Source organism: Nonomuraea helvata, from assembly GCF_039535785.1.
GTDB lineage: Bacteria > Actinomycetota > Actinomycetes > Streptosporangiales > Streptosporangiaceae > Nonomuraea > Nonomuraea helvata.
Genome location: NZ_BAAAXV010000005.1, coordinates 1,634,858 through 1,655,166 on the forward strand (window position 1 = coordinate 1,634,858; position 20,309 = coordinate 1,655,166).

Annotated in this window: 21 protein-coding genes and 2 pseudogenes; 11 read left to right on the plus strand and 12 right to left on the minus strand. The window is 70.3% G+C overall.

Annotation, left to right across the window (positions count from 1 at the left end; all coding sequences use genetic code 11):
• Positions 1 to 5: 5 nt before the first annotated feature.
• Entirely contained in the window at positions 6 to 461 is a 456-nt protein-coding gene (locus ABD830_RS27030) for a GNAT family N-acetyltransferase (protein ID WP_344992871.1), read from the plus strand.
• 18 nt (positions 462 to 479) lie between these two features.
• Here the strand turns inward: ABD830_RS27030 and ABD830_RS54330 are convergent, their stop codons facing one another.
• Positions 480 to 752, minus strand: coding sequence for a sigma-70 family RNA polymerase sigma factor family protein (locus tag ABD830_RS54330; protein WP_378520721.1), 273 nt, complete (start codon positions 750 to 752; stop codon positions 480 to 482).
• 176 nt (positions 753 to 928) lie between these two features.
• Positions 929 to 1,339, minus strand: a pseudogene (locus ABD830_RS54335) (sigma-70 family RNA polymerase sigma factor); the annotation flags it as partial.
• A gap of 112 nt (positions 1,340 to 1,451) precedes the next feature.
• Between ABD830_RS54335 and ABD830_RS27040 the strand changes: the two are divergent.
• Positions 1,452 to 2,210, plus strand: coding sequence for an SDR family oxidoreductase (locus ABD830_RS27040; protein WP_344992874.1), 759 nt, complete (start codon positions 1,452 to 1,454; stop codon positions 2,208 to 2,210).
• A gap of 114 nt (positions 2,211 to 2,324) precedes the next feature.
• Here the strand turns inward: ABD830_RS27040 and ABD830_RS27045 are convergent, their stop codons facing one another.
• Together ABD830_RS27045 and ABD830_RS27050 are read right to left on the minus strand one after the other, a co-directional pair.
• Positions 2,325 to 3,356: a hypothetical protein gene (locus ABD830_RS27045; RefSeq protein WP_344992876.1), complete on the minus strand. Its 1,032-nt coding sequence runs from the start codon at positions 3,354 to 3,356 to the stop codon at positions 2,325 to 2,327.
• Between the two features lie 129 nt (positions 3,357 to 3,485).
• Positions 3,486 to 3,908, minus strand: coding sequence for a DUF6292 family protein (locus ABD830_RS27050; protein WP_344992879.1), 423 nt, complete (start codon positions 3,906 to 3,908; stop codon positions 3,486 to 3,488).
• Between the two features lie 138 nt (positions 3,909 to 4,046).
• On the opposite strand from ABD830_RS27050, the gene ABD830_RS27055 reads away from it, so the two are divergent.
• Positions 4,047 to 4,172, plus strand: a complete 126-nt coding sequence (locus ABD830_RS27055; protein ID WP_344992882.1) for a hypothetical protein — start codon at positions 4,047 to 4,049, stop codon at positions 4,170 to 4,172.
• Between the two features lie 10 nt (positions 4,173 to 4,182).
• Positions 4,183 to 4,617 (plus strand): hypothetical protein, encoded by a 435-nt coding sequence (locus tag ABD830_RS27060; RefSeq protein ID WP_344992885.1) that lies wholly within the window; start codon positions 4,183 to 4,185, stop codon positions 4,615 to 4,617.
• 8 nt (positions 4,618 to 4,625) lie between these two features.
• On the opposite strand, the gene ABD830_RS27065 is transcribed toward ABD830_RS27060, so the two are convergent.
• Both ABD830_RS27065 and ABD830_RS27070 read right to left on the minus strand, forming a co-directional pair.
• Positions 4,626 to 5,765 (minus strand): cystathionine gamma-synthase, encoded by a 1,140-nt coding sequence (locus ABD830_RS27065; RefSeq protein ID WP_344992889.1) that lies wholly within the window; start codon positions 5,763 to 5,765, stop codon positions 4,626 to 4,628.
• Between the two features lie 124 nt (positions 5,766 to 5,889).
• The gene (locus ABD830_RS27070) at positions 5,890 to 6,078 is read right to left on the minus strand and encodes a hypothetical protein (RefSeq protein ID WP_344992890.1); all 189 of its coding nucleotides are present in this window, start codon (positions 6,076 to 6,078) and stop codon (positions 5,890 to 5,892) included.
• A 513-nt stretch (positions 6,079 to 6,591) separates the two neighbouring features.
• Between ABD830_RS27070 and ABD830_RS27075 the strand changes: the two are divergent.
• A pseudogene (locus ABD830_RS27075) lies at positions 6,592 to 7,257 on the plus strand (sensor histidine kinase); the annotation flags it as partial.
• Here ABD830_RS27075 and ABD830_RS27080 read toward each other — a convergent pair.
• Positions 7,216 to 10,401, minus strand: a complete 3,186-nt coding sequence (locus ABD830_RS27080; protein ID WP_344992893.1) for an AfsR/SARP family transcriptional regulator — start codon at positions 10,399 to 10,401, stop codon at positions 7,216 to 7,218. The pseudogene ABD830_RS27075 and the gene ABD830_RS27080 overlap by 42 nt on opposite strands.
• Positions 10,402 to 10,479: 78 nt before the next feature.
• Here ABD830_RS27080 and ABD830_RS27085 point away from each other — a divergent pair, with 78 nt between their 5' ends.
• Positions 10,480 to 11,337, plus strand: coding sequence for an NAD(P)-dependent oxidoreductase (locus tag ABD830_RS27085; protein ID WP_344992896.1), 858 nt, complete (start codon positions 10,480 to 10,482; stop codon positions 11,335 to 11,337).
• A gap of 1 nt (position 11,338) precedes the next feature.
• Here ABD830_RS27085 and ABD830_RS27090 read toward each other — a convergent pair whose 3' ends face one another.
• On the minus strand, positions 11,339 to 12,709 hold the full coding sequence (locus ABD830_RS27090) for a cystathionine beta-synthase (RefSeq protein ID WP_344992899.1): 1,371 nt from the start codon (positions 12,707 to 12,709) through the stop codon (positions 11,339 to 11,341).
• A gap of 126 nt (positions 12,710 to 12,835) precedes the next feature.
• Here ABD830_RS27090 and ABD830_RS27095 point away from each other — a divergent pair, with 126 nt between their 5' ends.
• The 3 genes from ABD830_RS27095 to ABD830_RS27105 all read left to right on the plus strand — a co-directional run bounded on the left by ABD830_RS27095 (position 12,836) and on the right by ABD830_RS27105 (position 16,581).
• Positions 12,836 to 13,861: an SGNH/GDSL hydrolase family protein gene (locus ABD830_RS27095; protein WP_344992901.1), complete on the plus strand. Its 1,026-nt coding sequence runs from the start codon at positions 12,836 to 12,838 to the stop codon at positions 13,859 to 13,861.
• A gap of 99 nt (positions 13,862 to 13,960) precedes the next feature.
• Entirely contained in the window at positions 13,961 to 15,319 is a 1,359-nt protein-coding gene (locus tag ABD830_RS27100) for an outer membrane protein assembly factor BamB family protein (protein ID WP_344992904.1), read from the plus strand.
• A 44-nt stretch (positions 15,320 to 15,363) separates the two neighbouring features.
• A complete protein-coding gene (locus tag ABD830_RS27105; protein ID WP_344992907.1) occupies positions 15,364 to 16,581 on the plus strand; it encodes an acetyl-CoA C-acetyltransferase in 1,218 nt (405 codons plus the stop codon).
• Positions 16,582 to 16,626: 45 nt separating this feature from the next.
• Here ABD830_RS27105 and ABD830_RS27110 read toward each other — a convergent pair whose 3' ends face one another.
• From ABD830_RS27110 to ABD830_RS27120, 3 genes are all read right to left on the minus strand, one after another.
• The gene (locus ABD830_RS27110) at positions 16,627 to 17,034 is read right to left on the minus strand and encodes a PPOX class F420-dependent oxidoreductase (protein WP_344992910.1); all 408 of its coding nucleotides are present in this window, start codon (positions 17,032 to 17,034) and stop codon (positions 16,627 to 16,629) included.
• A gap of 53 nt (positions 17,035 to 17,087) precedes the next feature.
• Positions 17,088 to 17,321 (minus strand): DUF4287 domain-containing protein, encoded by a 234-nt coding sequence (locus ABD830_RS27115; RefSeq protein ID WP_185068609.1) that lies wholly within the window; start codon positions 17,319 to 17,321, stop codon positions 17,088 to 17,090.
• A 170-nt stretch (positions 17,322 to 17,491) separates the two neighbouring features.
• On the minus strand, positions 17,492 to 18,136 hold the full coding sequence (locus tag ABD830_RS27120) for a Bax inhibitor-1/YccA family protein (protein ID WP_344992915.1): 645 nt from the start codon (positions 18,134 to 18,136) through the stop codon (positions 17,492 to 17,494).
• Between the two features lie 621 nt (positions 18,137 to 18,757).
• Here ABD830_RS27120 and ABD830_RS27125 point away from each other — a divergent pair.
• Together ABD830_RS27125 and ABD830_RS54340 are read left to right on the plus strand one after the other, a co-directional pair.
• The gene (locus tag ABD830_RS27125; protein WP_344992918.1) at positions 18,758 to 18,997 is read left to right on the plus strand and encodes a hypothetical protein; all 240 of its coding nucleotides are present in this window, start codon (positions 18,758 to 18,760) and stop codon (positions 18,995 to 18,997) included.
• Positions 18,998 to 19,033: 36 nt separating this feature from the next.
• Positions 19,034 to 19,189 (plus strand): hypothetical protein, encoded by a 156-nt coding sequence (locus ABD830_RS54340; protein WP_425567164.1) that lies wholly within the window; start codon positions 19,034 to 19,036, stop codon positions 19,187 to 19,189.
• A 641-nt stretch (positions 19,190 to 19,830) separates the two neighbouring features.
• Here ABD830_RS54340 and ABD830_RS54345 read toward each other — a convergent pair.
• Positions 19,831 to 20,283, minus strand: coding sequence for a hypothetical protein (locus ABD830_RS54345; RefSeq protein WP_425567165.1), 453 nt, complete (start codon positions 20,281 to 20,283; stop codon positions 19,831 to 19,833).
• Between the last annotated feature and the right edge of the window lie 26 nt (positions 20,284 to 20,309).

Below are 20,309 nucleotides of genomic sequence, written 5' to 3' on the forward strand. Positions count from 1 at the left end.
TCGGCATGAGCGACGACGTGCGGCTGCGGGACGTGGTGGAGGCGGACCTGGAGGTGTTCCTGGAGCAGGAGCACGACCCGGAGGCGGTCCGGAGGTCGAAGTTCCGTCCCCGGCCCCGGGAGGCGTTCCTCCGCCACTGGACCACCCGGATCCTCGGCGACCCCACCGTGTTCGTGCAGGCGGTCACGGTGGACGGCGAGCTGGCCGGCAACCTGGTGGCCTGGTGGGAGGAGGACAGACGCTTCATCGGCTACTGGTTCGGCCGCCGGTTCTGGGGCCGCGGCATCGGCACCCGCGCCATGGAGCTCTTCCTGCAGCAGGAGAAGGCCCGCCCGCTCCACGCCGACCCGTTCGAGGAGAACACCGGGTCGGTCCGGCTCCTGGAGAAGCATGGCTTCCAGCGGTCGGGCACGGTGCGGCACGGCGAGGACCAGCACATCATGCTGGTGCTCGACCACTGACCCCGCGGTGTCGGGCCCTCAGCCGAGGGCCGGCAGGTCGAGCCGGTGCAGGCGTTCGGGGTCGGACAGCACGTCGATGGCGACGATCTTCCCGCCGGTGACGGTGAAGGCCATGACGGACACCAGCCGTCCGTTGTTCGCGACCACGACTCCGGCGGCCCCGTTGACGAGCACCGGGCGTGCGAACGGCGAGAGCCGGCCGAAGGTGACCGCCTGACCGGCCACGTTCCGCGCGCCGGTGAGCACGACGTTCTGGCGGGGGCGGGCGAGGCCGCCGTCGGACCGCAGCACGACCTCGGGGTCGAGATGGCGACGAGCGCCTCGAAGTCGCCGTCGCGAGCGGCGGCGAAGAACGCGTTGACGGCGTCACGCTGACGGGCGGGATCGGAGTCGGGAGGCGGAGCCTGCCCGCGGACCCGGCGGCGTGCGCGGCTGGCCAGCTGCCTCGCCGCGGCCGGTGACCGTTCGATCATGGGGGCGATCTCCTCGAACGGCACGGCGAACATGTCGTGCAGCACGAACGCGAGCCGCTCGGCGGGCGACAGCGTGTCGAGCACCACCATCAACGCCAGCCCGACCGAGTCGGCCAGCACCGCCTCGTGCTCGGGGTGCCCCTCGTCCTCGCGGCTGATGATCGGGTCGGGCAGGTGCACCTGGAGAGGTTCCTCGCGCCGCTGCCGGCGCGCGCGGAGCACGTTCAGGCAGACGCGCGCCATCACCGTGGTCAGCCAGCCGCCGAGGTTCTCCACGCGCCCGGTGTCCGCCAGGCTGAAGCGCAGCCAGGCCTCCTGTACGGCGTCCTCGGCCTCGCTGACCGAGCCGAGCATCCGGTAGGCCACCGATCGCAGACGGGCGCGATGTTCGTCGAATTGCTCCATCGGCAAACCAGGCTCGTCCACCTGTCACATTCCTTCTTCGCGCGGGTTCACAACGGTAAACGCACCGAACCGAGCCGATGAAACCGGGGCAGACCCCCGCTTTGGAGGAGCTATGACATCACCCATTCTGGTCACCGGCGGCACCGGCACCCTCGGACGCATCGTCGTACCGCTCCTGCGCGATACCGGCCGCGACGTACGCGTGCTCAGCCGCCGCGGCCACGAGCCGGGCGACGGCATCGAGGACGTGGCCGGCGACCTGCTCAAGGGCGAGGGGACCGAGCCCGCCGTGTCCGGGGTCGAGACCGTCCTGCACCTGGCGGGCGGCGCCAAGGGCGACGACGTGGCCACCGCCAACCTGGTGCGGGCCGCGTCGCGAGCAGGGGTACGGCACCTGGTGTACATCTCGGTCATCGGGGCGGACCGGGTCCCCCTGGGCTACTTCCGGCAGAAGCTGGGCGCGGAACAGGCCGTGACCGGCTCCGGCCTGCCCTGGACGACGCTGCGTGCCGCCCAGTTCCACGACCTGGTGCTCAACGTGCTGCGGACGATGGCGAAGCTGCCGGTGGTGCCGATCCCGGGCGGGCTCCGGTTCCAGCCGGTCGACGCGCGCGACGTGGCGGACCGGCTCGTGGAGCTCACGCTCGGCCGGCCCGCCGGCCTGGTGCCCGACCTGGCGGGGCCGGAGGTGTACGGATTGGGCGACCTGGTCCGCGGATACCTGCGCACGCAGGGCCGGAGCCGGTGGCTGCTGCCGGTCCGGATGCCGGGAAAGCCCGGCCGCGCGTACCGGAACGGCGAGAACCTCTCCCTGGGGGCCGACGTAGGCAAGCGGACCTGGGAGGCGTTCCTGGCCGAACGCCTGCGCTGAGCCCCGAGTTGTTACGGATGTAACGTCCGAGGCCATTGCGGCTGCTGAGCCGCACGGGCCTGGGCCTCTCCCCGAGGTCCAGGCCCCGATCTGCTCGCGAGGCGGGATCGTCGATCAGTCCTTGCGAAACTCCACGATCTCATTCGCTGCCAGGCCCCACAGTGTCCTTCCGCCCGAGGCCTGAGTCAGCGCGGTCAGCGGAAGCTCCGTCTTGACCTGTGACCATCTCCCGTCCGCATGCGTCAACAGGTAATAGCTGTCATACGGAGGGTCGGGGTTCACCACATCGCCGGCTATCCAGACCGTTCCGCCGCTGTCCCGGGCAAGCCCGGTCGGCTTCCCCTCTTTGAGGGCGAGGGCGCGCCAGCCCGTGCCGTTCCATCGATACAGCAACGGCCGATATCGCGAGTCCGCTGTCTGGTAGTTGCCCACGGCCCATACGTCATCGACCGCCACGGTCAGGACCGCGGTCAGTTGCGCATCGAACATGTCGGCAGGCACTGCGGAAGGAAGCGGCGTCCGCTGCCAGGCTCGGCCGTCGAAGTGCGCGACGGCGGGCTCAGAGGGCGACGAGTCCTTTGTCACCGCCCCGACCGCCCAGATGTCCTGTGGCGACAGGGCGGAGGCCGCGTTGGTGGAGATGGGTGTCTCATACTTGACCCAGCTTCGGCCGTCGAAGTGCCGCGCCCATCGCTCACCGAACGACCACGCCTGGTCATCACCCAACGCGATCACTTCCTGCGCCGACTCGGTCTCGTCCGACTCATCGATCCCGTCCGGGATGAAGGACCAGCGCCGACCGTCGAAGCGCAGCAAACCTGAATCGCCGCCCTCCTGGTCCTCCGCGACGACCCACACGTTGCCGGGAGCCGAGGCGTCGACCTTGGAGAGGGTCAGTGCCCGGCCCCTCTGCGGCAGTTCCTTCACCAGCCGGCGCCACTGCCGGCCGTCCCAGTGGACCAGCACCGATTCGTGGTAATCGACCACGACCCGCTCTCCGACTGCCCACGCATCGCGGCCGTTGGCCACGATGTCCAGGAGCGCCGCACCGTTCGCGAGGCCTTTCTGCCGGTAGACCGTCCGCCGGCGCCCCTCGAGACGGCTCGCCGTGGCGACCTCCACAGGCTCCGCCACGGCAGGGCTCACGCTCGGTGATCGTCCGTGACCCGGACGGGGCTCAGGTCCCGAGGGTGCGCCGGCCGAGCATCCTGCCAGCGCCAGGACCAGGGCCGGCACCGCGACTCGCCGCGTACCCGCGAGCACGAACGGTCGCCGTCAGGCGCCTATGAGGCCGGCGTAGAAGGCGAGGGCCACGTCGAAGCCGTCGCGGCAGTTGCGGTGGGAGCGGTAGCAGGGGCGCCAGGCCGAGCTGGCGCCGACTCCGGCCCTCGCGTCGCTGAGGGCCGTGGGCACGCGTTCCGGCTTGGGCAGCAGGCCGTGGCCCAGGTAGCGGATGCCGTTCAGCTCGGTGTGAGCGCCGCGGCCGCCCGAGACGAACGCGCCCAGGCGCCAGCCGCTCTCCTCGTCCCACACCAGCGCGGTGCCGTCGCTGAGCCGGACAGTGGCGTCGCGCGGATCACAAGGGCCTTCCCACCAGTCCGCCACCTCAGGTCCGAGTACGTCGATGACCTGCCGTACGTAACTGGCCGGCTGCTGCAGCCACTCATCGGTGTACGGCTCGACGTGACTGATGGTCACGGACGGCACCCCCTTGTGCCCTAACGGCGCGAAGAAAAGACAGTGCACAACCCTACCCGGGGCGAACTTATTCCGTTGCACGGACGTCTAGTCATTACGGACGATATTTAAGTCCGACACGGGGAAGGAGGGGTGCCCATGATAGCCACGGTTCTCCTCATCGTCCTGATGGTGGTCGCCGTCGCGGCCACAGAGATGATCATGTACTGCTCCGCGCAGAGCAAAGAGAGTGTCGAGTCTCCCACCGAGATCGTCGGCGACTAGTCTCAGCGGCATGTCGTCCCTGCTTCTCTGGCTGCACATCGGCTTCGCGATCTTCACCATCGGCCCGGTCACCGCCGCGACGATGGCCGCGCCGCGCGTCATCCGTAACAAGAACGTGTCCGCGCTGCAGTTCGTCCAGCGCCTGACGAGGATCTACAGCCTCGGCACCCTTGGCGTGTTCGTGTTCGGGCTGGCGCTCGGCGCGGTCATCGGCCAAGGGCTGCTCGGCAAGTGGTACATGACCGCCTCGATGACGCTGTTCATCGTGGCCGCGGTGCTGCTCGTCATCATCGACCGCGATCTGCGTACCGCCGTCCGGGCGCTCTCGAGCGAGAGCGCCGAGGACGACGCGAAGGTGCAGAACGGGCGGATCGCCGCGATCAGCGGGCTCCTGTCCGTGATCTGGCTGGTGATCCTCTTCCTGATGGTGGTCCCGACCGGCTGAGAGCCTGCCTACCCGAGCGCCTGCGTGAGGTCCGCGAGCAGGTCATCGACGGTCTCGATGCCGACCGACAGCCGCACCAGATCGTTGGGCACCTCCAGCGGCGACCCGGCCGCCGAGGCGTGCGTCATCCTCCCCGGGTGCTCGATCAGCGACTCCACCCCGCCCAGCGACTCACCCAGCGTGAAGAGCTTGGCCCGGTTGCAGACCTCCACGGCCTCCGCCTCGCCCCCGGCGACGCGGAACGACACCATGCCCCCGAACCGCTTCATCTGCTTGGCCGCCACCTCGTGCCCGGCGTGCTCGGCCAGCCCCGGGTAGAGCACCTCGGTCACCCGGGGGTGCGCCAGCAGCAGGTCGACGACGCGCTCGGCGTTGTCGCAGTGGCGGTCCATGCGTACGCCGAGCGTCTTGAGCCCGCGCAGCGTCAGCCACGCGTCGAAGGGCCCCGCCACCGCTCCCATCGCGTTCTGGTGGTAGGTCAGCTCCTCTCCCAGCCCGCGGTCGGCGGTGACCAGCGCCCCGCCGACCACGTCGGAGTGGCCGCCCACGTACTTGGTGGTCGAGTGGACGACGACGTCCGCCCCCAGAGACAGCGGTTGCTGCAGGTACGGCGACGCGAACGTGTTGTCGACCACCAGCAGTGACCCGTTGTCGTGGGCCAGCTGCGCCAGCGCGGCGATGTCGGCGATGCCGAGCAGCGGGTTGGTGGGGGTCTCGACCCAGACGACCTTCGTCTTCTGCGTCATCGCCGCCGCGACGGCGTCGAGGTCGTGCAGCGGGACCGGGTCGTAGTGCAGGTCCCAGCGCTGCTGGACCTTGGCGAACAGCCGGTACGTCCCGCCGTACGCGTCGTTGGGGATGATGACGTGGTCCTGCGGCTTGCACACCGTGCGCAGCAGGGTGTCCTCGGCGGCCAGCCCCGAGGCGAACGCCAGCCCGCGCACGCCGCCCTCCACCGCCGCCAGCGCCTCTTCGAGCGCCGTCCTCGTGGGGTTGGCCGAGCGGCTGTACTCGTAGCCGGAACGCAGGCCCCCCACGCCGTCCTGCTTGTACGTGGACGTCGCGTAAATCGGCGGAACGACCGCGCCTGTCACCGGGTCGGGTTCCTGACCTGCGTGGATGGCCAGCGTCTCAAAACCGTTGCTCATAGAGCCACGTTAACGGAAGTCGGCCCGCGATCCGTCCCCTCCGGATCGCGGGCCGCCCCGCGCGACGCCGTCCCCCAACGGGCCCCGCGACGGCTCGCGCACCATGCCCGCGCGAGCCAGGTCCTCAGGCCGCCCGCGGCTCGTCGCGGTCCTGGCGGCGCTCGAGCCGTACGACGTCCGCCTCCACGAACCGGCCGCTGCCGCCCTCCGCGGCCTCCCCGTTGATGCGGGAGAGCAGCACGGGGTCGGCCAGCGCGAGCAGCACTCCTACCACCAGCCCGACACCCAGCAGCACGAACCCGATGACAACCATGTCCTGTCCCCTTCCGACATGTCCCAGCATCGGCGATGCCCCCCGGCCGCCGCCTCCGCTGAAGGACTGGTCTCCGGCGCCCCGGCTCGGCCGAACGGTCGATACGACATGTCCGACTTCCGGCCTAGGCTCGGGGCCGTGGGGGAGAACAAGAGCATCGTGTACTGGATCCGCCGGCTGAGCGAGATCGCGATGATCTGCTGGCTGGGCATGATGCTGCTGCTCGATCTCGGGCTGGCCTCGGTCGTCGGGGGCCTCCAGTGGTTGGTGCCCTTCTGCAGCACGGCCGGGATCGCGGCCGTGGTGCTGCGGCGCAGATACCGGGTCGAGGGATTCAGCGCCATGCTCGCCCTGTCTTTCGGCACGTCGATCGTGCTCGGGACCACCGGGCACCTGGGCGTGCCCGGCATGGCGGAGACCGGGTCGCTGCTCATCCTGACCATCGGCGTGCTGAGGCACGTGGAACCGGTCCGGCGGGCGGCGGTCCTGGCGTGCGTGGGGCTGATCGTGCTGATGACCGAGGCCGCCTGCCGCCAGTACCACAACGCGGGGCTGGTGTTCTCGTTCCTGCTGTTCGCGGGATGGTCGACGGCGGCGGGGATCGGCGGCTACCTCCGTTTCCAGCAGGAGCGCCGCACCGAGGCCGTCCACTCGGTACGGCGGGCGGAACGGCTCGAACTGGCCCGGGAGCTGCACGACCTGGTCGCCCACTACATCACGGGCATCGTGGTCCAGGCCCAGGCCGCCCGTACGGTCGCCGAGACCAGCCCCGAGGCGGTCGCGCCCGCGCTCGAGGCCATCGCCACGGCCGGTTCGGACGCGCTGACCTCGATGCGGCGCATGGTCACGGTGCTGCGTACCGAGGAGGACCCGGCCCGCAAGCCCGGCGTCACGCTGGCCGACCTGCGGATGCTGACCGACCGGTTCTCCAATGACGGGCCGAAGGTGGCGTTCGAGATCGGGCCGGGACTGGACGATCGCACGCTGCCGCCGGAGGTCATGACCACCCTGCACCGGGTGCTCCAGGAGTCGCTGACGAACGTGCGCAAGCACGCCGCCCGCACCGCCTGGGTCGAGGCGCGCCTGCGGCGCCACGAGCAGACGGTGGTGCTGCGGGTGCGGAACTACGGGGCCGCGTCAGATTCGCGCGTCTCCCGCCTCGGCGGCGGGTTCGGGCTGGTCGGGATGGCGGAGCGGGTGGAGGCGCTGGGCGGCAGACTCTACGCGGGCCCCTCCGCCGAGGGCGCCTGGGAAGTGGTCGCCGAGTTCGCCCTCCCTTAGAGCCTGCTCGAACCCCTCGTCCCCCAGCGCGGCACGCAGCCTCCGGCTGATCCGCTCCACATCCAGCCGCTCACCCGGCGGCAGGGGCGCACCCACCGCCTTCCGGATGGCCGTGGCCGCCCCGATCAGCCTCGCCGCCACCACCGGCCCGACGGGGTTACCGCCGTTCAGCGACATGGCTCCGGCCAGGCCCTCCAGTGCCAGCGCGATCGCGCGGGGGTCGGCGGTCGCCCGCGCGGCCTCGTACCCTTCGCGATGCCTGGCCAGCGCCGTCGCCGCGGCGCCGCGCTGCTCGGCGGCGAAGCCAAGCTCCGCCATGACGAACGCGATCCCCGGCGTCCCCCGCACCTGCCGCAGCCAGTCCAGCAGGGGCAGCAGGTACGACTCCGCCTGCTCGTACCTGCCCTGCCGCCTGGCGCTCATGGCCAGGCCGAGCACGGCGTTCTCCTCGGCCGACTTGTACGACTGCTCGACCGCCACCCGCCTGGCGCGCTCGTGGTAGTCGTCGGCCCGCTCGTAATCGCCCGACAGCATCGCGATCCGGCCCAGGGCGGCCAGCCTGAACGACACCTCGAACCCCAGCTCCTCGGCCAGCCGCAGCGCCTCCTCGCGCAGCCGGGCGGCCTTGGCGTAGTCCCCGCGGATCTCGGCCGCCCGGTCGAGCACGTCCATGGCCTCCATGCGCCCCCACGCGTCGCCCAGCTCTCCGAAGATCTCCAGGCCCCGCTCTCCGTCCCGCTCCATCGCCGCGAGGTCGCCCCGGCCGACGGCGAGCCTGCCGCGCAGGCAGAGCGCCGCCGCCACACCCCACCGATCACCCGACTTCCGGTACGCCGCCAGCGCCCGCCCGGCCGCCGCCTCGTGCGCCTGCCTGTCGCCGTAGGCCCACCGGACGTGGCTCAGGAACCAGTCGGCCAGCGCGACACCCGCCGGATCGAGATCGGCACGGCGGACCGGCGAGGCCGGCCCCCCGATCAGCAGCTCGATCCCCGCCAGCCACACCGAGGCCCGTGCCGCTTCGACCGCCACCGCCCCGGAAGGCACCGCTCCTGATCGTGCCGCCCCCGAAGGCAGCGCAGCGGTTGGCGCCGCCTCTCCGGACGGGAACACCGGTGGTGGGGTGAGTGTGCCCTGGGTGGCCAGGGCCGTCGTGAGGGAGCGGCGGGCCTCGTGGAGGCGGCCGCGCAGGACCCAGTACCAGGCGAGGGCGTTGACCAGCCGAAGCGGCTCAGGCCCCGCGACGGCGAGCCGGAGGTTGGCGCTCTCGGCGTCGAGCCGCGCGAGCCACTCGCGCTGCCCCGGCCCCCTGAGGTCGGCCCGCGAGGCCAGGGCGGTGTAGTAGCGGGCGTGGCGCTCCCTGACCGCGTCGTGCTCCCCCGCCTCGCGCAGCCGCTCCACGCAGTACGCCGTCACCGACTCCAGCAGCCGGAACCGCGGCCCCGGCACGCGTACGACCAGTGACCGGTCCACCAGCCTGGCCAGCGTGTCGAGCACGTCGACGCCGGGCTCGGCGCACACCTCCTCGGCCGCGTCCAGCGTGCACCCGTCAGCGTGTACGGCCAGCCGCCGCAGCACGACGCGCTCGGCGTCGGAGAGCAGCTCCCAGCTCCAGTCGATCATCGCCCGGAGCGTGCGCTGCCTCGCGGGCGCGTCCCGCGTGCCGGCGCTGAGCAGCCTGAACCGGTCGTCCAGCCGGTCCGCCAGCTCCTTCACCCCGAGAGCGCGTACCCGGGTGGCGGCCAGCTCCAGCGCCAGCGGAATGCCGTCGAGCCGTCTGCAGACGGTGGCCACGGTCTCGCTCGGCTCGACGTTCGCCCTTGCCGTGAAGAGCCGTACGGCCTCGGGTTCGGGCAGGGGCGGCACCACGCGTACGTGCTCGCCCGTCACGCCCAGCGGCTCCTGGCTCGTGGCGAGCACGCGGAGCTCCGGGGCCGCCCGCAGCAGGGCGGAGACCAGCTCGGCGACCTGCTCCACCAGGTGCTCGCAGTTGTCCAGGACGAGCAGCATGCGCTTGCCGGCCAGCGCGCCCGCCAGCCGGGACGTCAGCGCGACGGCGGAGTCGTCCCGCACGCCGAGCGTGGCCGCGACCGTCTCGGCCACATCGACCGCGCCCGCCAGCTCGACCAACCACGCACGATCGGGAGAATCCGCGGCGGCGGCCAGGGCGAGCCGGGTCTTTCCGACGCCGCCCGGCCCCGTGAGCGTCACCAGGCGGGAGGTGGTCAGCAGCGCACGGACCTCGTCCAGCTCCGCCTGCCTGCCGATCAGCTCGGTGAGCGGCGCGGGCAGGTTCGTGCGGGGCGCGGGCATGCCGGTGGGCGAGCCGGGCGTCCGGTCTTGGGATGTCAGGCTCGGGTCCTGGCGCAGGATGGCCTGGTGGAGCTCGGTCAGCGCGGGCGACGGGTCCAGCCCGAGCTCCTCCCCCAGCCGCCGCCGCAACTCGCCGTAGGCGGCCAGGGCCTCGCTCTGCCGCCCACCCCGGTAGAGCGCCTTCATGTGCGAGGCGACCAGCCGTTCGCGCAGCGGGTGACGGGCCACCAGATCGCCCATGTCCACGGGCTCGCCCAGCTCCAGCCGTACCTCCGCCTGCTCCTCCAGCGCCGCCAGGCGCGCCTCTTCCAGGCGCGCCGCCTCGGCTCGCGCGAAGGCGGCGTCGGCGAAGTCGGCGTACGCGGGCCCGCGCCACAGCCTCAGGGCCTCGTCCAGCTCGGCGGCACGCCGAGCGAGGTCCGGGGAGCGCCGCTCCACGAGGGACTGGAAGCGCAGGGCGTCGGAGTCGGCACGGGCCAGGCGGTATCCGGCGGGATCCCGCACCACCGAACCAGGGTCGCCGAGCGAGCGGCGGAGCTGGGAGACGCGGGCCTGGAGGGTTCCGACCGGGTTGCGGCCGGGCCGGGCGCCCCAGAGGTCGTCGATCAGCCGGTCGGCGGAGAGCGGCCCGCCCCCGTGCGCCAGCAGGTCGGCCAGGAGCGCGCGCACCTTGGGCTCGGCCACCCGGACGGGCGAGCCGTCCTCCGACCAGACCTCGAGCGGGCCCAACACCCCGAAACGCAGCACACCATGACCAACCCGTAGCGGGGCCGAAGGATTTCCGTAGCGGCGTGTCCGAGGGTGTGGGGCATGAGTCAAGTGACAGTCGTGGGACTGGGCCCGATGGGGTCGAAGATGGCAGAGACGCTGCTGGCCTCCGGGCACCAGGTGGCGGTGTGGAACCGTACGGCGAGCAAGGCGGCACCGCTGGTCGCCAAGGGCGCCAGGCAGGCGGAGAGCGCGGCGGACGGCGAGCTGCTGGTGGTCAGCCAGATCAGCTACCAGGCGATGTACGACAGCCTCGGCGACGCCAGGCTGGACGGGAAAGTGGTGGTCAACCTCAGCTCCGACACCCCGGAGGCGCTGCGCGGGGCGGCCCGGTGGGTGCAGGAGCGCGGCGGCACGCTGATCACCGCGGGCATCATGGTCCCGCCGCCCGGCATCGGGCAGCCGGGGGCGTACACCTTCTACAGCGGCCCCAAGGAGGTCCTCGACCGGCACGCGGGGACGCTGGAGGCGCTGAGCGAGGTCACCTACGTCGGGCCGGACCAGGGCCTGGCGATGATGTACTACCAGGCCCAGCTGCTGATCTTCTGGTCGAGCCTGACCAGCTACATGCACGCCATGGCGATGCTGCGCACGGCCGGCACCTCACCGATGGAGTTCCTTCCGTTCGCCCGGGACCTGTTCACCCAGCTGGGCAGCGAGGGCCCCATGGGGTACGCCAAGATCCTGGCCCAGGAGTTCGAGGCCGGTGAATATCCGGGTGGGGAGAACTCCCTGCACATGCAGGCCGTCGGCATCGGCCACGCCGTGGCGGCGCTGGCCGATGCCGGGCTGGAGACCACGATGCCGGGCGCGCTCAAGGCGCTGTTCGAGCGCGCCGACGCCGAGGGCCGCGGCCACGAGGGCCTCGGCACCGTGATCGAGTCGATCAGAAAACCCTGATCTAATGGTTCGCCAGGAAGGCGAGCAGGTCCTGCCTCGTGATCAGGCCCGATGGCTTGCCGTCTTCCAGCACGACCGCCGCATCGGCCTTCTCCAGCGCTTCAACCGCACGAGCCACAGGTTCACCACTGCCGATCGTGGGTAGCGGCGCCGACATGTGATCGGCGATCGGGTCGTCGGAGGAGAGCCTGCCGTGATAGAGCGCTTCGAGGAGGTCGCGCTCGACGATGGAGCCGACCACCTCGGCCGCCATGACCGGCGGCTCCTCCTTCATCACCGGGAGCTGGGAGACCGAGTATTCGCGCATGATCGCGATAGCGGTGCTCACGGACTCGTGCGGATGCACGTGCACGAACTCCGGCAGCCCCGGCCCCTTCCTGGCCAGCACGTCGCCGACCAGCCCTTCGTCGGAGGACTCGGTCAGGAAGCCGTAGTCGGCCATCCAGTCGTCGTTGAAGATCTTCGACAGGTAGCCGCGGCCGCCGTCGGGCAGCAGCACGACGATCACGTCGTCGGGCGCGGCCGTGGCCGCCACGCGCAGCGCCGCCACGACCGCCATCCCGCACGAGCCGCCGACCAGCAGCCCCTCCTCGCGGGCCAGCCGGCGGGTCATGTTGAACGACTCCTTGTCCGACACCGCGATGATCTCGTCGCAGATCTTGGTGTCGTACGTGGCGGGCCAGATGTCCTCCCCGACCCCTTCCACGAGGTACGGCCGGCCGGTGCCGCCCGAGTAGACCGAGCCCTCGGGGTCAGCCCCGATGATCTTCACCCGGCCGCCCGAGATCTCCTTGAGGTAGCGGCCGGTGCCGCTGATCGTGCCGCCGGTGCCGATGCCCGCCACGAAGTGGGTGATCCGGCCCTCGGTCTGCTCCCAGATCTCCGGCCCCGTCGAGTGGTAGTGGGAGTCGGGGTTGTTGACGTTGGAGTACTGGTCGGGCTTCCAGGCGTTCGGCACCTCGCGGGCCAGCCGGTCGGACACCGAGTAGTACGAGTCGGGGTGGTCGGGCGAGACGGCGGTCGGGCAGACCACGACCTCCGCCCCGTACGCCCGCAGCACCGCGATCTTGTCCTGGGCCACCTTGTCCGGCACCACGAACAGGCACCGGTATCCCTTCTGCTGAGCCACGATCGCCAGGCCCACGCCGGTGTTGCCCGAGGTCGGCTCGACGATCACGCCGCCGGGCCGCAGCGCGCCCGACGCCTCCGCGGCCTCGATCATGCGCACGGCGATGCGGTCCTTGACCGAGCCACCCGGATTGAGATACTCGACTTTGGCCAGCACCTGTGCGGAGAGCCCCGCATTGACTTTGTGCAGCCGGACGAGCGGAGTGTTCCCGATCAGATCGACCAGGGAATCGTAAACGCGCACCGAGGTGTTCACCTTCTTTACCGAAGCTTGGTCAGCTTGTCCGTGGCCGAGATCCAGTGGGGGTGGCAGGCCCTCGACTACTTTCAAGCAAACGCTACCGCTGAGTTCGACTAGGAGGCACGAAGCGTGGTCTGGCCAGCTGGTATGGCGCGCGCGGCGCGGAGGATCGCCGCCGCGGCGGCACTCGGCGGCGGCGGGCTCACAGCGCTCGGCGCCACGGCGTACGGACTGTTGATCGCAGAAGGGCTGCTCGCGCGCAAGGCCATCGGGCAACCCCACGGGCTGGACGGGCCGCCGTCGGACGGCACGTACGGCGACTTCCCCGGCGAGCCGCTCAAGCTCGCCATGCTCGGCGACTCCACCTCCGTCGGGCTCGGCATGGAGGATCCTGCCGAGACCCCCGGCGTGCTGCTCGCGAACGGCCTGGCCTCGGCGGCCGAGCGCCCGGTGCGGCTGCTCGTCGTCGGCAAGTCCGGCTCACCGTCGGCCGAGCTGGGCGAGCAGGTGGACAAGGCCCTGACCATGGAGCCCGACGTCGCGGTGATCTTCGTGGGGGCCAACGACATCATCACGCAGACGCCGCCCGCGACCGCCGTACGCCATCTGACCAAGGCCGTGCGGCGGTTGCGTGACGCGGGCGTCGAGGTCGTCGTGGGCACCTGTCCCGACCTCGGCACGGTCCGGCCGATCGCGCAGCCGCTGCGCTGGGTGACGCGGCGCTGGAGCCGCCAGCTGGCGGCGGCTCAGACGGTGGCGGTGGTGGACGCGGGCGGCCGTACGGTGGCGTTCGCCGACGTCCTGGGCCCGGAGTTCGATACAAACCCGACAGAAATGTTCGGACCGGATCGTTTCCATCCATCTGCCCGAGGTTACGCGCAGGCCGCTAACGCAGTGCTACCGTCAGTGTGCGCTGCGTTGGGGCTGTGGCCTGAGCCGCGGCCCGCACGTGGCGAAGCACTGCAACCGATCTACCTCGCGGCGGCTACGGCCGCGGAGGAGCCCGGCACCGAGGTCACCGCGACCAGGGTCGACGGGCGGGCGACGGGCCTGCACGGAAAGTGGGCCACGTTGCTCCGCCGGCGGCTCGGCGTGACGCTCAACGACGCCCGGCGTCTGACGCCCAGGCTCGACGAGACCCTCGACGACGCCTGACGTCCCGCGCTCAGGCTCGATGGGGGCGAGCCGCGCCCGGTGCCGGTCACTCTGCGCGCCGGAGTCGCCACTCCTCGTCCTCTTTGGAGTGGATTGCCCGTGCAGCGGCCCCCCAGGAAACCGTCCATCGCCCTCGCAGGAGCCCTCGTAGGCACCCTCGCCGCGACCGCCTGCTCCGGCAGCGACGCGGCCACCACCACGACCTTCCCGACCTGGCAGAACACCCAGGTCAACGTCGTCAGCCGGATGGCAGTCGCGGGCGGGGTGGTCGCCGCCACCTCCATGAAGCCCGACGGCACGCTCGAGACCGTCGCCGTCGGCCTCCGCGACGGCAGGCGGCTGTGGGCGTACCCGGCCACGATGGCCGGCCGCCTGCCCGGCATGGGCGTCTCGACCCCCGCGATCGTGGAGACCTCCCAGGGCCAGGGGGTGGTCGTCGCGCTCGACCCGGCCAAGAGCGGCCACTGGAACGCCACCCTCGTCGCCCGCGACGCCCGTTCCGGGGCGCAGAAGTGGACCAGGCCGATGCATTCGACGTTCGGGCCGCAGCGCTGCGGCCCGTACGTCTGCGTGTCCGAGCACACCGCCCTGGCCAAGGCCCGCACGGTGGTGCTCGACCCGCTCACGGGCAAGCTCCTGTGGAAGCTGCCGGGGATCTCCGAGGTGGAGTGGTCGGACCAGGCCCGGGTCCTGCTCCTCAGGCTGGCCGCCAACCCCATGGTCGAGTCGTACGAGCTCAAGACCGGCAAGCTCCAGTGGCAGCAGCCGATCGAGCAGGCGCTCGGGCCGGGCGTCGACATGTCGGGCGGGTGGGCGTTCGGCGCCACAGGCGATGACCTGGTCGGCTACGTCGCCCCCTACACGAACCCGCAGACCAAGAAGGTCTCCGCCTTCGGCCTCTTCTCCATCAAGATCGGTGACGGCACGGTCAACTGGATGCGTCCCTCGGTCGTACGGGTCTATCCCAGCGGCAACCCCGGCTACGCGCCCGTCGTGCGCCCCGTCGACCGCCAGGGGGCCTACGGCGGGTTCGCCCGGCTGGAGTCGGAGAGCGGCCGGGTGCTCGGGCAGATCACCGCGACCGACGTGCCCGGCTCCGGCTGGTGGCTGGCCTTCCCCGACCGGATGGACAAGCTGGGCTTCCTCAAGCACAACGCCAAGGGCTCGGCGTTCGACCTCGCCTCCGGCAAGCCCGTACCGGTCGAGGAGCAGCGCGGCTGGTCCTTCTGCGTCACCGACCCCAAGCCGCTGCCGCTGCGGGGGCAGGCGCCGGGGTTCTACTCGACGGCCGCCGTCTGCGAGTACGACCTCGCCACCGGCAAGCGGGTCCAGGGCGATGTCGTGCCGCCCCCCTGGTTCACGGGCAGCCAGGACGGGTGGCGGCTGTGGCGCGACGAGAAGGGGGCCGTCCACGCCGTCAACGACCAAACCGCAGCCGCTCCGGGTATGTACGGATAGAACCCGAATATAGTTCTATCTGTAGCACCGACAAAGGAGGGGCCATGCCCGAGGCAGTCATCGTCGCTACCGCGCGTTCCCCGATCGGACGGGCCTTCAAGGGCTCGCTCAAGGAGATCCGCCCCGACGACCTGACCGTGCAGATGATCCAGGCGGCGCTGGCCAAGGTGCCCCAGCTCGATCCCTCGTCCATCGACGACATCATGCTGGGATGCGGGCTGCCTGGGGGCGAGCAGGGGTTCAACATGGCCCGGGTGGTGTCGGTGATGCTCGGGCTCGACAACGTGCCCGGCACGACCGTGACGCGTTACTGCTCCTCGTCGCTGCAGACGACGCGGATGGCGTTCCACGCGATCAAGGCGGGCGAGGGGGACGTGTTCGTGTCGGCCGGGGTGGAGACGGTGTCCCGGTTCGTCAAGGGCAACTCCGACTCGCTGCCCGACACCCAGAACCCGGTCTTCACGGACGCCGTGGCGCGTACCAAGGCGTTCGGCGAGGGCGGGAAGGTCTGGCACGACCCGCGCGAGGACGGCGACATCCCCGACATCTACATCGCGATGGGGCAGACCGCCGAGAACCTCGCCCAGCTCAAAGGGGTCACGCGGCGGGACCAGGACGAGTTCGGGGTGCGCTCCCAGAACCTGGCGGAGAAGGCGCTGGCCGACGGGTTCTGGGCGAAGGACATCACGCCGGTGACGCTGCCCGACGGGACCGTGGTGGAGAAGGACGACGGGCCGCGGGCGGGGACGACGTACGAGAAGGTCGCCACCCTCCAGCCCGTCTTCCGGCCCGACGGCACGGTGACCGCCGGCAACTGCTGCCCGCTGAACGACGGGGCGGCGGCCGTCGTCGTGATGAGCGACGTCAAGGCCGCCGAGCTGGGGATCACGCCGCTGGCCCGGATCGTCTCGACCGGCGTCACGGGGCTGTCCCCGGAGATCATGGGCCTGGGGCCGGTGGAGGCCTCGAAGCAGGCGCTCTCGCGGGCGGGGATGGCGATCGAGGACATCGACCTCGTGGAGATCAACGAGGCCTTCGCGGCCCAGGTCATCCCGTCCTATCGGGACCTGGGGATCCCGCTGGACCGGCTCAACGTGAACGGCGGGGCCATCGCGGTGGGGCACCCGTTCGGGATGACGGGGGCGCGCATCACGTCCACGCTGATCAACAGCCTCCAGCACCACGACAAGTCCATCGGCCTCGAGACGATGTGCGTCGGGGGCGGCCAGGGCATGGCGATGATCCTTGAGCGTTTGAGCTGAGTCTCACCTGGCGGCGCCCGGCCCCCGGGCGCCGCGCGGATGGAGTCAGCCGCGGAAGTCCGGGCCGGCGTGGGTCGGGGTGATGCGGAGGAGGAGGCGGCGGTCGCGGATCATGGCGGCGCGGTAGTCGTCCCAGTCCGGGTGCTCGCCTGAGATGTCCCGATAGTACGAGATCAGCCCTTCCATGGCCTCCGGGAGCGACAGGAGATCGGCCGTGCCGTCCACCTGGATCCAGTCGCCGTAGAAGCCGTCCGTGAAGACGCAGAGCGAGACGTTCGGGTCGCGGCGGGCGTTACGGACCTTCACCGCTGTTTCCCGGGTGCTGATGATGATCTGGTCACCCGCCACCCCCGCGGTCACCGGCGACATCTGCGGGCGCCCATCGCGATGCCTGGTGAGGAGGACGGCGTGGTGGTTGGTGCGGAGGAAGGCGAGTGCCTTGTCGAGATCCATCCAGCCATGATGACGCGCCCGCGCTTGGAGCACGGGCGCGAGGATGGATGGGCTTAGATGAAGCCCATGCGGTTACGGCGGTGCCGCTCGTGCTCGTGCACGATCGCGGCGGCGTAGCCGTGGGATAGCCCGTGCTCGTCCGCGAGCCAGTTGGCCCGTTCGTCGCACCTCAGAAAAGCCGGGCCGTTGTCGATGGCTTGAAACCACTCTGGGAGTTCGCGTCCCGTGATGGATGGGACCCTTGCGATGAGCTTTGTCTGCGTCTCCGGTGAGTGGTTCAAGGACATGGGCACCTCCGCGGATAACGGTCCTTGGTCTCGACCCTGCAACACCTACGCCCGAATGGCAACCCCCCAGCCAGGCATCATTTTGTGACGGCACGTAGATTTTCGGTCGCGTACGGCAAAGGGCCCCGCCGGAACGGCGAGGCCCTCGGGGGTTACGCGGAGGTTGACGATCAGTCGCTGCTGGTGAAATAGCTGACGAAGCGGAGCACCTCGAGGTAGATCCAGACCAGGCTCAGCGTCAGGCCGAACGCGCACTGCCAGGCGAACTTCTCCGGCGCGCCCTGACGGACGCCCTGCTCGATCGAGTCGAAGTCGAGCAGCAGGAAGAAGCAGCCGATCAGGATCATGACGATGCTGAACGCCCAGCCGATCGGGCTGTCGGTGCGCAGGCCGAGACCGCCGTCGGCGAACAGGCCGACGAGCATGTTGACCAGCAGCAGCCCGAGCGCCGCGATGCCCGCGGCGAGGCCGAACTTCACCAGCTTGGGCGTGACGCGGATGACCCGCAACGAGTAGACCGTCAGCACCGCGCCGAACGCGAACGCCGTGCCGAGCACGGCCTGCAGCACGATGCCGCTGATGGCTCCCTCGAAGACGGCGCTGATCTTGCCGAGGAACACGCCCTCGAAGGCGGCGTACGCCAGGATGAGCGCCGGGTTGGTGCTCTGCGTGAACGAGGCGATCAGCCCCAGGATCAGGGCGACGATGGCGGCGCCGACGGCGACCATGGGCGGGACGTTGAGGATCCACGCCGCGGCCGCGGCCACGACGAGCACCCCGAGGGTGAGGAAACCCGCGCACGACGACGTCGTCAAGTGTCATGGTGCGGTACGCGGGCCGGTGTGGGGGTCGCGTACGACGGGGCGTCGTACATGTTCTGCAACTGGCCGGGTGACGGTGTGGGCCCGGCCCAGCCTGCGGACTGCTGCCGCGACCTGCTGAAAACGGGTTCTTGACTGCTCCATCGCTGCCTCCGTGTGACGACGAGCCTCGGGGCGCTAGTCGTCACAGGAGGCAGCGATGGAGAGCTACAAGAACCCGTTTTCAGCAGGTCGCACGTGGGCAGCACGCAGTCCGCAGGCTGGGCCGGGCCATACGTCACCCGGCCAGTTGCAGAACATGATACGACGCCCCGTCGTACGCACGACCCACACCCGCCCCGCGTTACCGCACCATGACACTTGACGACGTCGTCGTGCGCGGGTTCCTCACCCTCGGGGTGCTCGTCGTGGCCGCTGGCCGCGGCGTGGATCCTCAACGTCCCGCCCATGGTCGCCGTTCGGCGCACCGCCATCGTCGCCTGATCCTGGGCTGATCGCCTCGTTCACGCAGAGCACCAATCCCGGCGCTCATCCTGGCGTACGCCGCCTTCGGGGCGTGTTCCTCGGCAAGATCAGCGCCGTCTTCGAGGGAGCCATCAGCGGCATCGTGCTTGCATGGCCGTGCTCGCACGGCGTTCGCGTTCCGGCGCGGTGCTGACGGTCTACTCGTTGCGGGTCATTCCTGCGTCACGCCCAAGCTGTGTGGAAGCAGTCTCGGCCTCGCCGCGGGGCATCGCGGCGCTCGGGCTGCTGCTGGTCAACATGCTCGTCGTGCCTGTTCGCCGACGGCGGTTCTCGGCCTGCGCACCGGACAGCCCCGATCGGCTGGGCGTTCAGCATCGTCATGATCTCTGATCGGCTGCTTCTTCGTCTGCTCTCGACTTCGACTCGATCGAGCAGGGCGTCCGTCAGGGCGCGCGCCGTGAGAAGTTCGCCTGGCAGTGCGCGTTCGGCCTGACGCTGAGCCTGTGTCTGGATCTTACCTCGAGGTGCTCCGCTTCGTCAGCTATTCCACCAGCAGCGACTGATCGTCAACCTACCGCGTAACCCCGAGGGCCTCGCCGTTCCGGCGGGGCCCTTTGCCGTACGCGACCTGAAAATGCTATCGTGCCGTCACAAAATGATGCTGGCTGGGGGTTGCCATTTCGGGCGAGTGTTGCAGGGTCGAGACCAAGGACCGTTATCCGCGGAGGTGCCCATGTCCTTGAACCACTCACCGGAGACGCAGACAAAGCTCATCGCAAGGGTCCCATCCATCACGGGACGCGAACTCCCAGAGTGGTTTCAAGCTCATCGACACGGCCCGGCTTTCTGAGGTGCGACGAACGGGCCAACTGGCTCCGCAGACGAGCACGCTATCCCACGGCTACGCTCGCCGCGATCGTGTCACGAGCACGAGCGGCACCGCGTAACCGCATTGGCTATACATCTAAGCCCATCCATCCTCGCGCCCGTGACTCAAGCGCGGGCGCTGTCATCATGGCTGGATGGATCTCGACAAGGCACTCGCCTTCCTCCGCACCAACGCACCACGCCGTCCTCCTCACCAGGCATCGCGATGGGCGCCCGCAGATTGTCGCCGGTGACCGCGGGGGGTGGCGGTGACCAGATCATCATCAGCACCACGAGGAGAACAGCGGTGAAGGTCCGTAACGCCCGCCGCGACACGAACGTCTCGCTCTGCGTCTTCACGGACGGCTTCTACGCGTCGACTGGATCCAGGTGGACGGCAACGGCCGATCTCCTGTCGCTCCCGGAGGCCATGGAAGGGCTGATCTCGTACTATCGGGACATCTCAGGCGAGCACCACGGACGGGACGACTACCGCGCACGCCATGATCCGCGACCTGCCGCCTCCTCCTCCGCATCACCCGACCCACGCCGGCCCGGACTTCCGCGGCTGACTCCATCCGCGCGGCCCCGGGGCCGGGCGCCGCCAGGTGAGACTCAGCGCAAACGCTCAAATGATCATCGCCATGCCTGGCCGCCCCGACGCACATCGTCTCGAGGCCGATGGACTTGTCGTGGTGTGGAGGCTGTTTATCAGCGTGGACGTGATGCGCGCCCCCAGTCATCCCGAACGGGTGCCCCACGGCGATGGCCCGCCGTTCACGTTGAGCCGGTCCAGCGGTGATCCCCATGTCCCGATAGGACGGGATGACCTGGG